The organism is Pseudomonas sp. GW821-FHT09H03 (genome assembly GCF_059415945.1).
On record NZ_JBWKOF010000024.1, the window covers coordinates 27711 to 41414 of the forward strand.

The 13704-nt window shown below is 61.6% G+C and carries 9 protein-coding genes; 3 read left to right on the plus strand and 6 right to left on the minus strand.

Features of this window, described 5'->3' with window-relative positions:
• The first annotated feature begins 19 nt into the window (after positions 1-19).
• Complete coding sequence (locus AC07OG_RS24895) at positions 20-913, plus strand: LysR substrate-binding domain-containing protein (protein WP_495068371.1); 894 nt, start codon at positions 20-22, stop codon at positions 911-913.
• Here AC07OG_RS24895 and AC07OG_RS24900 read toward each other — a convergent pair.
• From AC07OG_RS24900 to AC07OG_RS24920, 5 genes are all read right to left on the minus strand, one after another.
• A complete protein-coding gene (locus tag AC07OG_RS24900) occupies positions 879-1493 on the minus strand; it encodes a GNAT family N-acetyltransferase (protein ID WP_060540499.1) in 615 nt (204 codons plus the stop codon). The two genes, AC07OG_RS24895 and AC07OG_RS24900, sit on opposite strands and share 35 nt — an antisense overlap.
• A gap of 14 nt (positions 1494-1507) precedes the next feature.
• Complete coding sequence (locus tag AC07OG_RS24905; protein WP_495068372.1) at positions 1508-3763, minus strand: Orn/Lys/Arg family decarboxylase; 2256 nt, start codon at positions 3761-3763, stop codon at positions 1508-1510.
• A 509-nt stretch (positions 3764-4272) separates the two neighbouring features.
• A complete protein-coding gene (dnaQ, locus tag AC07OG_RS24910; RefSeq protein ID WP_060540497.1) occupies positions 4273-5031 on the minus strand; it encodes a DNA polymerase III subunit epsilon in 759 nt (252 codons plus the stop codon).
• 206 nt (positions 5032-5237) lie between these two features.
• Positions 5238-5690 (minus strand): ribonuclease HI, encoded by a 453-nt coding sequence (rnhA, locus tag AC07OG_RS24915; protein ID WP_060540496.1) that lies wholly within the window; start codon positions 5688-5690, stop codon positions 5238-5240.
• 91 nt (positions 5691-5781) lie between these two features.
• Entirely contained in the window at positions 5782-6540 is a 759-nt protein-coding gene (locus AC07OG_RS24920; RefSeq protein WP_495068373.1) for a methyltransferase domain-containing protein, read from the minus strand.
• A gap of 65 nt (positions 6541-6605) precedes the next feature.
• Between AC07OG_RS24920 and gloB the strand changes: the two genes are divergently transcribed.
• Both gloB and AC07OG_RS24930 read left to right on the plus strand, forming a co-directional pair.
• Positions 6606-7373, plus strand: a complete 768-nt coding sequence (gene gloB / locus AC07OG_RS24925) for a hydroxyacylglutathione hydrolase (protein WP_060540494.1) — start codon at positions 6606-6608, stop codon at positions 7371-7373.
• 99 nt (positions 7374-7472) lie between these two features.
• Positions 7473-8921, plus strand: a complete 1449-nt coding sequence (locus AC07OG_RS24930; protein ID WP_495068374.1) for a LysM peptidoglycan-binding domain-containing protein — start codon at positions 7473-7475, stop codon at positions 8919-8921.
• A 202-nt stretch (positions 8922-9123) separates the two neighbouring features.
• Here AC07OG_RS24930 and AC07OG_RS24935 read toward each other — a convergent pair.
• Positions 9124-13704, minus strand: a 4581-nt coding sequence (locus AC07OG_RS24935; protein WP_495068375.1) for a beta strand repeat-containing protein, incomplete at its 5' end; no start/stop codon positions are given.

A 13704-nucleotide genomic window follows, 5' to 3' on the forward strand; every position in this document is an offset into this window, starting at 1 on the left:
CTGAACATGGACTTCACGCATGCGCTTACGCCATATCGAAGTGATCCAGGCGCTCCTGCAGACCGGTCACCTGGGCACCGCCGCCGAATGGCTGCAGTTGCCGGTGGCCGAAGTCGAGCATCTGTTGCGCGATGCCGAGGATCAGTTGGGTTTCATGCTGTTTGCCAGCGTGCGTGGGCGTTTGCAGGCCACCCGCGAAGCGCGGGAACTGCAGCTCGAAATTGCCAGGGTGTACGATGCGCTCGAACCAGTGCAACGCCTGGCCAACAGCCTGAGGCAATACCTGGCGCCACCCCTGCGCATCATCTGCACCCCGCCCCTGGCCCAACACCTGTTGCCGCAAAGCATCGCAACCCTGCGCCGACGCCTGCCCGATGCGCCCTGTACGCTGCTAAGCCAGCCCACCCGAGACATCGTCCGAAGCCTGCTGCTGCGCGAAAGCGACCTGGGGTTGAGCCTGCATGATCCCGATCACGCCGACATCCAGTGCCAGTTGATCGCCCAGGGAAAACTGCAACTGCTCGCCCCCCATGGCTGGCTGCAACCCAAGCAAAAGTACATCTCGCTGCAGGATCTGGCCGGCCAATCGATGATCGGTCTCGAAGGCCATGACCCCCTGAGCCCGGCGCTGGAGAACAAGCTGCACGCCCTGCGCCCGGCTCCGGTGATCCAGACCCGGGTCCAGACCCATCAGATGATGCGCAGCATGGTCGAGGCCGGTGAAGGCCTGGCCATCGTCGACCCCTTCACGGCCCTTGGCGCCCGGTCCTCGGGGCTGGATGCCTGCCCCCTCGCACCTGCGGTGCCAATCAGCCTTTATGCCTTGACCTTGAAGAACCACGAGCCTGCACAGGCGGTCCAGGCCCTGCTGGCCATCATCACGGAACAAGCCGCGGCGATGCTGGCGAACTGAGCGCGGTTTCCAGCGGGTTTTCGAACAATCGGTACCAGAACAGCGCGACTTCGGCGGTGTTCGGATCGATGCCGCGATAACGCAGATGGTCGACCCCGCCAACCACATAGCCACAACGCTCATAGAGTCGGCAGGCGTCGAGGTTGTTGTTCTGGGTTTCAAGCATGATGCCTGGCAGCTTTTTCTTGCGACTCCAGAACTGCGCGACGTCCAGCAGCGCTCTGGCCACGCCATGCCGGCGTGCCGGCGCATGCACGGCCAACTCGTCGATATGGGCAAAGCCGTTCCAGTTGGTGCTGACCACCAGATGTCCCACTGGCTGGTCATCGAGATAGGCCATGAAGATCGCACTGTCGGCCGCATCGCGAAAACTGCTGAACTCCTCAGGATCGATGCCGTAGCATTTACGATAAGGCGTGATCGGGGTCACCGGCCACTGCGCCACCGGTTTGCCAATTTGCGCGGCACCATAGGCCGCGACTTCAAAACTGAAGTCGCTGCCCCAGATGTAGGCGGCAAAACCGTCATCGGCAACCCGCACCGAGAGCCCTGGGTAATTCGGATTGATAACCGGCTGCATACTGGGAAAGGTCCTCACTCCTTGATGCAATCGACGGTGTATTGCCGCCCATTGCCCTCATCTTCATGTTGCAATCCGTGCACATCGGCCACGAACCCCGGAAAACTGCTATCGAACGTACGGGCAAATGCCAGGTAGTCGATGATCGAGCGAGTCGCTTCGGTAAAACGTTCGCCAGGCATGATCAAAGGGATTCCCGGCGGGTACGGCACCAGCATGACCGCGGCGATGCGCCCGTCCAGGGCATCGATCGACACCGCTTCAACTTCACCCCGCACCAACTGATCATAGGCGTGCGCCGGCTTCATCGCGACCTCCGGCAACACCGTATACATGCGCTTGAGGTGCTTGGCCGTGGCGTTGCTGCGGTAACAGGCATGCAACTGATCGCACAGATCGCGCAGTCCCATGCCTTGATAACGCGCCACATTCTGTTGCGCCACGCACGGTAGGCAGCTCGCCAGGCTGACGTTGGCGTCGTAGCTGCGCTTGAACTCCAGCAGTTCGGTGAGCAGCGTACTCCATTTGCCCTTGGTGATGCCCATGGAGAACAACACCAGGAACGAGTACAGCCCGGTCTTCTCCACCACCAGCCCGCGCTCCCAGAGGAACTTGCTGACCACTGCTGCCGGAATCCCGCGCTCGCTGAGGGTACCTGCGGCGGTGAGGCCCGGCATTACCAGCGTGACCTTGATGGGATCGAGCAACACATAATCGTCGGTCACGCCGCCGAACCCGTGCCAGTCGGCGTCGGGTTGCAGCAGCCAGTCTTCGGTAGCGACCCGCTCGATGCCTTCGACCGAAGGTGGCTGCCAGATTGAGAACCACCAGTCATCAGCGGCAATGTGCTGACGCAGATTGGCCAGCGCACGGCGAAAACTCAGGGCCTCGTCGAACATTTCCTGGAGCAGCGAGCGCCCCGCCGGCCCCTCCATCATGGCCGAAGCCACATCCAGGGACGCGATGATGCCGTACTGCGGCGATGTCGAGATGTGCATCATGAACGCTTCGTTGAAGCGATCGCGGTCCAGTTGGCGCGCGCCGCCGTCCTGCACGTGGATCATCGATGCCTGGCTGAACGCCGCCAGCAGTTTGTGGGTGGAATGGGTGGTGAACACCAGCGGACTGTCTTCGCCGCGGGACGTGCCCATGCCGTATCGCCCGGCGAAAAATTCATGGAATGCCGCGTAGGCGTACCAGGCTTCGTCGAAGTGCAATACCTCGACACTGTTGCCCAACTGTTGCTTGATAAGTTCGGCGTTGTAACACAAACCGTCATAGGTCGAATTGGTCACCACCGCGAGCTTGACCTTTGGCGCCCGGCCTTTGGTCAAGGGGCTGGCGTCGATCTTGGCCTGTATTGATTCGCGGCTGAATTCGCTTAGCGGAATCGGGCCGATGATCCCCAGTTCATTGCGCTCCGGGCACAGGTACAGCGGGATCGCGCCGGTCATGATGATCGAGTGCAGGACCGATTTATGGCAATTGCGGTCCACCAGCACCAGGTCGTCGCGGCCAACCATCGAGTGCCAGACGATCTTGTTCGCCGTGGAGGTGCCATTGATCACGAAGAAGGTGTGGTCGGCGCCAAAATTGCGCGCCGCGCGGGCTTCCGCTTCGGCCAGGGGGCCGGTGTGGTCCAGCAGCGAACCGAGTTCCGGCACCGACACCGACAAATCCGAACGCAAGGTGTTTTCACCGAAAAACTGATGGAACGCCTGCCCTACCGGGCTTTTGTGATACGCCACGCCACCACCGTGGCCGGGGGTGTGCCAGGAATAGTTGGAATCGGCGGTGTGTTGCACCAGTGCCTTGAAAAACGGTGGCAGCAAGCCATCGAGGTATTTGCGCGCAGCCCGTGCCACCTGGCGGGCGAGAAAGGGCACGGTGTCTTCAAATAGATAAAGAATCCCGCGCAACTGATTGAGCTCGGCCATGGCATCGGCCGGGGCGTTTTCCAGGGTGACTTTTTCGCCCAGGGCGAAGATTGGCAGATCGGGTGCACGAACCCGGGCCAGGCCGATCAATTCGGCCATGTTCTGCAACAGATGCGAGTGGGTGCTGGCGTCTTCCGAGGCAATCAGCATGCAGGACAAACCGTGGTAGGTCGACGCAACCAGCCGCCCTTCGGTGTAATCCACTGCCGAGACGATGCTGAACCCTTCCTGCTCCAGTTCCCGGGCAATGCCGCGCACGCGATCACCGGCCACGGTATCGGCCTTGATGTCGCGATGAACGATCAGGACCGGGAATTTCAAATCTTTATACATGAGGCTCAGTGTCCTGAGGCGGCAGACCTTGGCCTGCCAATCACCTCAGGGTAGAGGGTTGCAGCGGAAGTGGCGAGTGGGACGCCCCAATATGGGTCGGTCAATGTGATCAGAGGACTCAAGTGCAATCTGTGCATTTGTGGCTTGGGGGGCTGTGGCAAGTGGGGCTTGCTGTGGCAGGTGGGGGTCTCCTGTGGCAGGTGGGGCCTCCTGTGGCAGGTGGGGCCTCCTGTGGCAGGCGGGGTCTCCTGTGGCAGGCGGGGTCTCCTGTGGCAGGTGGGGCCTCCTGTGGCAGGCGGGGTCTCCTGTGGCAGGTGGGGCCTCCTGTGGCAGGCGGGGTCTCCTGTGGCAGGTGGGACTCCTGTGGCGAGGGGGCTTGCCCCCGCTCGGCTGCGAAGCAGTCGTAAAACCATTACATGCGGTGTATCTGTTGCACCTCAGTGGCGGGTTTTGGGGTCGCTTCGCGACCCAGCGGGGCGGTGCGGCGGTCCGACAAGCCCTCGCCACAATCAGGCCTGGCCTTGCGCCTCGGCCAACTGCACCCACAGCGCCGGAGCACCGGCGGATTTGCCGATGATCTCCAGGCGAGCCGCATGCCGGGCCAGGTCGTCTTCACTGGCGCGAATGATGCGCGTCAGCTGACGGTCGGCAGGCAAGCGGCGAATTTCCGTGGCCGAGTTGTCCGCTCCGTCACCGGAACCGTTGCCATCGGAAGCGTTGCCAGCCAGGGAAAGGCTGGTCTGGCCGCCGGTCATGGTCAGGTAGACGTCGGCAAGAATCTCGGAGTCGAGCAAGGCGCCGTGCAGTTCACGACCGGAGTTGTCGACACCATAGCGCTTGCACAAGGCATCGAGGCTGTTGCGCTGCCCCGGGTGACGTTCCCGGGCCATCATCAGGGTATCGAGGATCGAGCAGTGTTGCGTGATGTCCGCGCGATCGTGCTGCCCCATCAGGGCAAATTCGTTGTTGATGAAGCCAACGTCGAACGCCGCGTTATGGATGATCAGCTGCGCGCCCTTGATGAACTCGAAGAACTCGTCGGCCACTTCATTGAAGCGCGGCTTGCCGACCAGGAATTCGTTGGTGATGCCATGGACGCCGATCGCGCCCTCATCACTCTCACGATCCGGCTGCAGGTATACGTGGAAATGCCGGCCAGTCAGGCGCCGCCCCATCAGCTCGACACAACCGATTTCGATAATCCGGTGGCCGTCGGTCACCGGCATGCCGGTGGTTTCGGTATCGAGTACAACGGATCTGGTGGCCATCAGTGCTCAGCTCTCAATCGGTCAATCGTGCAAAAACGCGGATCTTAACATGCTCGCGGCTGTGTTTCAGGTAGACCGTGACGCGCCCTTTACGAGCAAGCCCGCTCCCACATTGAGACCGGAACCGCACACGATTTTGTGCTCAGCAGGGATTAAATGTGGGAGCGGGCTTGCTCGCGAAGGACACTACGCGGTTTGCAGCCGGGCTAGGCCTGCTTGTACCCGCGCACTTCGTCCACGCCACGGTTGGCCAGTTGGTCAGCCCGCTCGTTGCCGTGATGGCCAATGTGCCCGCGCACCCATTTCCACGTGACCTTGTGGCGGTTGACCTGCTCGTCGAGCAGTTTCCACAGGTCGGCGTTTTTCACCGGCTCTTTCGCCGCGGTTTTCCAGCCACGCTTTTTCCAGTTGTCCATCCACTCGTTGATGCCCTTCATCACATACTGGGAGTCGGTCACCAGCAGTACCTCGCAGGGGCGCTTGAGCTCTTCCAGGCCGCGGATCGCGCCCATCAGCTCCATGCGGTTGTTGGTGGTATTGGCTTCGCCGCCCCAGAGTTCCTTTTCCACGCCCTTGCACACCAGCAATGCGCCCCAGCCGCCAGGGCCCGGGTTGCCTTTGCAGGCGCCGTCGGTGAAGAGTTCTACGCTATCGCTCATGCCAATCAATCCAGAATATGCAGTGGCTCACCGATCGCTGATCGACGACGCCTGAAGCCGGGACTTGCCCGGCCGGAAATAAAAAGAGTTGTTACGGCTCGATGTTGCGCCGGTTGACCTTGGCCATTGGCAACGGAATCAGCTTGCCCATCGGCTCGCGACGTTCCTGACGGACCGGCCGCAGGCCTACCACGATCTTGCGTGCCACCAATAAATAGAAGCCGCCACCGGACAGCTGCCAATCACTGGCCTTGCGCTCCCAACCGGCCAGACGGGTCTGCCAGGTGGCGGAAGCAAGCGGCGGACGATAGCACCCGAAGCGGCGTTTCTCCAGCGCGAAGCCCAGCAGGTTCAACCAGTCGGCAACCCGCGACGGCGAAATGCAGCGGGCCTTGCGCAGGGCATCATGGGCGAACACATGGCGCAGGCCCCAACTGCTCCAGGGATTGATCCCGATGATCAGCAGATGCCCGCCGGGTCGCACGCTGCTTGCCGCTTCACGCAACAAGCCGTGGGGTGACAGGCAGAAATCCAGGCCATGCTGCAGCACCACCACATCGGCGGCATGCTCGCTCAACGGCCAGGCCTGCTCCTCACAGACGATCTCGACCCCCGGCAACGGCGCGCCAAGGCGCACGTTACGCTGCACCTGAGGCGCCGACGGCGGCGTCTGGGCCGATGGACCGTAATGCACAAGGTAACCACCGAAAAACCGCCCGAGTTCGTCTTCGAGCATGCGCCGCTCTTCGTCCAGCAGGAATTGCCCGAGGGGACCGGCCAGCCAGTCACGGGCCGCGCTGATCAATGCCAGCCAGTCAGGATCGGCCTGTGCGAACGCTTTATCAGTCATTGCATTCTCCAACGCGCCAGGAAGTTCTAAGATGCACCAATGTTTTCCGCTTGGCGAATCACTCGATGATACAGATCACTGCCCTGCCCGCCTTCACTGACAACTACATCTGGTTGTTACAAGACCACAGCACCCAGCGCTGCGCCGTCGTCGATCCGGGCGACGCCGCCCCCGTACAGGCCTGGCTGGCCGCGCACCCCGGCTGGGTGTTGAGCGATATCCTGATCACTCACCACCACCATGATCACGTCGGCGGCGTCGAGCAGCTGAAAAAAGCGACGGACGCAAAGGTCAGCGGGCCGGCCAGTGAAAACATCCCGGCACGGGAGGTTGCGCTCAAGGACAACGACCGCATCAGTGTGCTTGGCTGGGAGTTCGATGTCTTCGCCGTCCCCGGCCATACCCTGGGGCATATTGCCTACTACCATCATGGCCTGCTGTTCTGCGGCGACACCCTGTTCGCCGCCGGCTGCGGACGCCTGTTCGAAGGCACGCCGCAGCAGATGCACGACTCGCTGACCCGCCTCGCCGCGTTGCCTGAGGACACCCTCGTCTACTGCACCCACGAATATACCCTGAGCAATCTGAAATTTGCCGCGGCGGTCGAACCGAACAATCCGGACATTGCCGAGCGCCTGGCCAAAGTCACTCGCCAACGAGAAGCGGGGATCATGACCCTGCCGTCGACACTGGCGCTGGAAAAGCTCACAAATCCGTTCCTGCGCACCGGCGAAACATCCGTTAAAGAAAAAGTGGACGAACGGACCGGCACCGATAACCTGGCGCCAAGCACGATCTTTGCTACGCTTCGAGCTTGGAAAGACAAGTTCTAAACAAGCGGCTGCAAGGTGTTGAAATTCTGAACGGTTGACCTCGCAAGGTGCGCTTTCTAGAATCGTCCGATATTTTTGCCCGGAACTAACTTCCAGCCAATGTCGTCACCTATTCGCAAAGCCATCAGTTCAGACGCATTGACCCGCTTGGCTCAAGCCATCGCGGTGGCTGTGTCCGCCACACTGGCGGGCTGTTCCAGCCATGCGCCGCAGACCGATGCGGCGCACACGCCGAACATCGCCGCGCGCGCCAAGCAGAAGCCGGTCTGGCTCAGCGAAAAACCAAGCCCGCAAATCCCCCAGGACGTCTGGGAGCGCATGCGCCAGGGCTTCCAGTTGCAGGACGAAGCAGGCGTCAACCCGCGCATCGAGCAACAGCGCCTGTGGTTCGCCAGTAACCCGTCCTTCCTGGAAAACGCCGGCGAGCGTGGCAGCCTTTATATCCACTACATCGTCGAGCGCCTTGAAACACGCAACATGCCACTGGAACTGGCCCTGCTGCCAGTGATTGAAAGCGCCTACAACCCGATGGCCTATTCCCGGGCCGACGCGGTGGGTCTCTGGCAATTCATCCCCTCCACCGGGCGTTACTTCAACCTGCGCCAGACCCGTTTCTATGATGGCCGTCGCGACATCACCGCCTCGACCACCGCCGCGCTGGATTACCTGACCCGCCTGCACGACATGTTCAACGGCGACTGGCTACTGGCCCTGGCCGCCTACAATGCCGGCGAAGGCACCGTCAGCCGGGCTATCGAACGCAACGAAAGACTTGGCCTGCCGACCGATTACTGGAACCTGCCGCTGCCAGCCGAAACCCAGGCTTACGTCCCCAAGCTGCTGGCCCTGTCGCAAGTCGTGATGGCACCCGAAGCCTATGGCGTGAACCTCAACCCGATCGCCAACGAACCGTATTTCCAGGTCGTCGAAATCAATCAGCGCATGGACCTGTCCAAGGTCGCTGAAGTGGCCAACATCGACGAAGACGAACTGTTCCAGCTCAACCCCGCCTTCAAGCAGCGCACCACCATCGACGGCCCGCAACACCTGCTGGTGCCGACGTCCAAGGCGCAGTTGCTGACTTCCAGCCTGCAAACCATGCGTCCGGAAGAGCTGATCAGCAAGAAGTCGCTCCAACCTGTCTTCGAAAGTGCCGACGGTCCGGCGGTGGCAAGCGCCAAACGCAGCTACCGGGTCAAGCGCGGCGACAGCCTGGGCTCCATCGCCAAGGCCAACAACGTCGACGTCAAAGACCTGCAGCGCTGGAACAAGCTCAGCGGCAAGAACCTCAAGCCAGGCCAGAAACTGGTCATGCAGGACACTGGCAAGCGCGGCTCCGGCCGGGTCAACACGGTGGTCGCGGCCAACTCCAAGACCCGTAGCGGGAGCACGAAGGCGCAGACCCAATACAAGGTCCAGCAAGGCGACTCGCTGTACATCGTGGCCAAGCGTTTCAATGTTGAAATGCAGCACCTCAAGCGCTGGAATCCTCGCGTGGGCAAGGCGCTCAAACCCGGTCAGATGTTGACGGTTGCCAAGCCACACTAAAAAAGCCCCTGATATCAGGTAACGCTGTTCACTGAAGTGTGCACTCGATTAAGTGAACAGTATTCCCTGATATCAGGGGTTTTTTATGGTTCGCAGACTTGAACAACCGCATCGCCCAGGATGCTTCATGCGTGCATGGCAATCCGCCCAATCGACGCCCCCGTGGGCCAGCCTGGGCTGGCCCACGGGGAATCAACGAAGATCAGAGGAAGAAATCACCGGCCGCCAAGGTGGTAATGCCAGTCAGCTGGATGGCGAACTCCGCCGTGCCATCCACGTCGGTATTGCCATACAGGACCCCGGAAACCAGCTTGAGCTGGCCGGCGGCCGTGAAGTTGGCGGTCGATGCGAGCAGGGTGCCGCTGAAGGCATCGTTGGCCGCCGTGGCTCCATTGGCATCCAGTGTGGACAGATCAATCTTGTCCTGGCCCCGGACGAAACCTGAGACAACATCCCAGGTAGCATTCGTCACGCCCATCTCGGACAGGGCGTTGAAAGCAAAGATGTCGTTACCGTTGCCACCCACCAGGGTGTCCTTGCCGGCTCCACCGATCAGACGGTCGTTGCCCTCTCCCCCCGACAGACTGTCGTTACCCGCTCCGCCATCCAGTACGTTGGCAGCGCTGTTGCCCACCAAGGTGTTATTGAGGCCGTTACCGGTCCCGTTAATCGCCGAAGTCGCGGATAAGGTAAGTTTTTCCTGGTAGTTGCCCAGCGTGCGGGTAACCGAAGAGATGACCGTGTCGACACCACCATTGACCGAGTCGGAGGATTCGTTGATCACGTCCAGCGCGTTGTCCACGTAATAGGTGTCATTGCCCAGTCCGCCGGACAGCGTATCAGCCCCGAGTCCGCCATTGAGGACGTTGGCGGCGCTGTTGCCCACCAGGGTGTTGTTGAGGCCGTTACCCGTGCCGTTGATTGCCGCAGTACCGGATAAGGTCAGCGCTTCCTGGTAGTTGCCCAGCGTGCGGGAAACCGAGGCGACGACCGTGTCGACACCGCCCGCGTCGGAGGACTCATAGGTGACATCCGACACGTTGTCCACGTAATAGGTGTCGTTGCCCAGCCCGCCGGACAGCGTGTCAGCCCCGAGTCCGCCATCCAGGACGTTGGCGGCGGCGTTGCCCACCAGGGTGTTATTGAGGCCGTTACCCGTCCCGTTGATTGCCGCCGTACCGGATAAGGTGAGCTTTTCCTGGTAGTTGCCAAGGGTGCGGGAAACCGAAGAGATGATAGTGTCGACACCGCCATTGACCGCGTCGGCGGATTCACTGATCACGTCTGACACGTTGTCCACGTAATAGGTGTCGTTGCCCAGTCCGCCGGTCAGCGTGTCCGCCCCGAGTCCGCCATCCAGGACGTTGGCGGCGCTGTTGCCCACCAGCGTGTTATTGAGGCCATTGCCCGTCCCGTTGATTGCCGCAGTACCGGATAGGGTCAGCCTTTCCTGGTAGTTGCCAAGGGTGCGGGTCACCGAAGAGATGACCGTGTCGACACCGCCATTGACCGAGTCGGACGACTCATTGATCACATCCAGCACGTTGTCCACGTAATAGGTGTCGTTGCCCAGTCCGCCGGTCAGCGTATCCGCCCCGAGTCCGCCATCCAGAACGTTCGCGGCGCTGTTGCCCACCAGCGTGTTATTGAGGCCGTTACCCGTTCCGTTGATTGCCGCAGTAGCGGATAAGGTGAGCTTTTCCTGATAGTTGCCAAGCGTGCGGGTCACCGAAGAGATGACCGTGTCGACACCGCCATTGACCGCGTCGGCGGACTCACTGATCACATCCAGCACGTTGTCCACGTAATAGGTGTCGTTGCCCAGTCCGCCGGTCAGCGTGTCCGCCCCGAGGCCGCCATCCAGGACGTTGGCGGCGCTGTTGCCCACCAGGGTGTTATTGAGCCCATTACCCGTCCCGTTGATTGCCACGGTACCGGTTAAGTTAAGCCTTTCCTGGTAGTTGCCAAGCGTGCGGGAAACCAAGGAATTGACCGTGTCGACACCGCCATTGACCGAGTCGGAGGACTCATTGATCACATCTGACACGTTGTCCACGTAATAGGTGTCGTTGCCCAGTCCGCCGGCCAGCGTGTCAGCCCCGAGTCCGCCATCCAGAATGTTGGCTGCGCCGTTGCCGGCGAGGTTGTCCGCATAGTTTGAGCCGACAAGATTCTCGAATCCGCTCAAGGCGTCGCTACCAGAACTGCCCGTCCCCTGAACACCCGTGAGGTCCAGATTGACCGTCACGCCGCTGGTGCCCGAAATCCCGAGCCGATAGGAAACGGTGTCCGTTCCCGCGCCGCCTGCCAGGACATTGTTGCCAGTGCCGGCATACAGGACGTTATTGAGAGCATTCCCGGTCAGGTTAGCGGCCACTGCACTCATGATTTGAGCGTTTTCGACGTTCTCCTCCAGCGTGTAGTTGGCCAGATAGCTATTGACGGTGTCGATGCCGTAGCTGGAATACTCCATTACGCGGTCGCCGTCGTTGTCGACGACGTAAATGTCGTCGCCGGCGTCGCCAGACATCGAATCGGCCCCGGTGCCGCCATTCAGCAGATCGTTGCCCAGGCCACCATAGAGCGTGTCGTTGTTGCCCTCGCCATAGAGCTGGTCATCGCCGTCATCGCCATTCAAGTAGTCATTGTCGCCGCCGCCGTACAGCAGATCCTTGCCCTTGTCGCCATACAACCAGTCATTGCCAATGTCGCCGCGCAGGGTATTGACCGCATCTGCCGCATCGGCAATGTCGTCCCCGACCCAGTTTTCGCTGTAGCCTGCACGCAGGCTGTCGTTACCATTGCCGCCGTCGAGCGTATCCGAACCGCTGCCACCCCAGAGCTCGTCATCGCCCTCGCCACCGGTTAGACGGTCGTTGCCGCTTCCCCCCAGGACGGTATCGTTGCCGGCCTGCCCGTTCAGGGTATCGTTGCCTTGATTGCCGCTCAGATAATCGTTGCCGTCGCCGCTATTGAGTTGGTCATCACCCCGGGCGCCGAGCAGCATGTCCGCCAATGGCGAGGATGCCAGGGTCGCGTCAGTATCGACGGCGCCCGTGCCGAGCCTGGCCAGGATTGTCCCGGCGCTGAAGCTGGCAGGGTTGAGGCCGACGTTACCGGTGAAGAGAATCTTCAGGTCGTTCGCATCGACTAACGCATCGCGGTTGCGGTCCATGAACAACACTGTCTGGTTCGTCCCGGCATTGTAGGCAGTCCAGAACTCCAGGAATCGCGTGTCCGTCGTGTCCGCTCCGGCCAGAGCCGTGCTCTGCCCCACCGCCGCCGTGAAGCCCGCCGCGGCCGCTCCCCGCCACACCACCGGCACGTTAGATGAATACCCTCCCAAACCGTTGGTAATGCCGGTGTCGATGACGTCCCCTTGGGCGGCATTGAAATCGGTGATCAGGTCCGGGGTCGCCACCGGGCTGTATAACCGGTTGCTGCTGAGCAGGTTGTAATCCTGATTGAACATAAAATGATCGGCCCCAAGGCCGCCGGTCATGACCGCCTTGTCGCGACTCCCATAGCCCGCAGCAATCAGAGAGTCATCACCCTCGCCGCCCAGCAGGGTGTCGGTAAAGGCTCCCACGACGCCCCCCGAAAGGCCGGCAAACAGAAAGTCATTGCCCGCGCCGCCCGTCAGCGAGTCGCTGCCCGCGCCACCGTCGAGCCTGTCGGCACCATCCCCGCCGTCCAGGGTGTCGTTGCCATCGTTCCCATAAAGTTGATCGTTGTCCGCATCCCCGTTGAGCCGGTCGTTGCCTGCCCCACCTGAAAGGTAGTCGTCGCCCGCCCCGCCATTGAGGATGTTCAGTGTACCCGCCGCGTCGGAGGCATAGATTTGGGTCGAGTCCATTGGGCCGTCGGCGAGAAGATAATCTGCATCGTCGCCTCCGTTCAGGGTGTCGGCCCCGCTACCGCCATATAACGAATCCTGCCCCGCGCCGCCATACAGGGCGTCGGCGCCGCTACCGCCGTACAGCCTGTCCATGCCCAGCCCGCCGAGCAGACTGTCATTGCCCGCGTCGCCGTTGACTGTATCGTCACCGTCGAGCCCATCGAGGGTGTCGTTACCGCCGAGCCCAAAGGCCAGGTCGTTCCCGGAGGACAGCGCCGGCATCGTATTGGTGTCCGCGCCGGCGGTACCCACTTTCACTGTGAAGGTCCCGGCGCTGAAGCTGGCGGGGTTGAGGGCGACGTTACCGGTGAAGAGGATCTTCAGATCGTCCGCATTGACCACCGCATCCCGGTTGCGGTCCATGAACAATACCGTCTGGTTCGTCCCGGCATCGTAGGCCGTCCAGAACTCCAGGAATCGCGTGTCCGTCGGGTCCGCTCCGGCCAGGGCCGTGCTCTGCCCCACCGCCGCCGTGAAGCCCGCTGCGGCCGCTCCCCGCCACACCACCGGCACGTTCCCTGACAGGCCGTTGGTAATGCCGGTGTCGATGATGTCCCCTTGGGCGGCATTGAAATCGGTGATCAGGTCCGGGGTCGCCACCGGACTTATGCTCATCAGGCCATAGTCCTGGTTGAACATAAAATGGTCAGCCCCCAGCCCGCCGGTCATGACCGCCCTGTCGCGACTCACGTAGCCCGTCGCCATCAGCGAGTCATCACCCTCTCCGCCCAGCAGGGTATCGGTAAAGGCGCCGGCGCCCCCCAACGTATAGCCGGCACGCAGGATGTCATTGCCCGCCCCGCCCATCAGCGAGTCGCTGCCCGCTCCACCGTCCAGCGTGTCGGCACCCTCCCCGCCGTCCAGGGTGTCGTTGCCATCGTTCCC

Bases quoted from the DNA above. Each gene is read 5' to 3' on its own strand.
- dnaQ (WP_060540497.1), bottom strand. From the start codon at position 5,031: ATGGCCACCAGATCCGTTGTACTCGATACCGAAACCACCGGCATGCCG.
- AC07OG_RS24920 (WP_495068373.1), bottom strand. From the start codon at position 6,540: ATGACTGATAAAGCGTTCGCACAGGCCGATCCTGACTGGCTGGCATTG.
- rnhA (WP_060540496.1), bottom strand. From the start codon at position 5,690: ATGAGCGATAGCGTAGAACTCTTCACCGACGGCGCCTGCAAAGGCAAC.
- gloB (WP_060540494.1), top strand. From the start codon at position 6,606: ATGATACAGATCACTGCCCTGCCCGCCTTCACTGACAACTACATCTGG.
- AC07OG_RS24895 (WP_495068371.1), top strand. From the start codon at position 20: ATGCGCTTACGCCATATCGAAGTGATCCAGGCGCTCCTGCAGACCGGT.
- AC07OG_RS24930 (WP_495068374.1), top strand. From the start codon at position 7,473: ATGTCGTCACCTATTCGCAAAGCCATCAGTTCAGACGCATTGACCCGC.
- AC07OG_RS24900 (WP_060540499.1), bottom strand. From the start codon at position 1,493: ATGCAGCCGGTTATCAATCCGAATTACCCAGGGCTCTCGGTGCGGGTT.
- AC07OG_RS24905 (WP_495068372.1), bottom strand. From the start codon at position 3,763: ATGTATAAAGATTTGAAATTCCCGGTCCTGATCGTTCATCGCGACATC.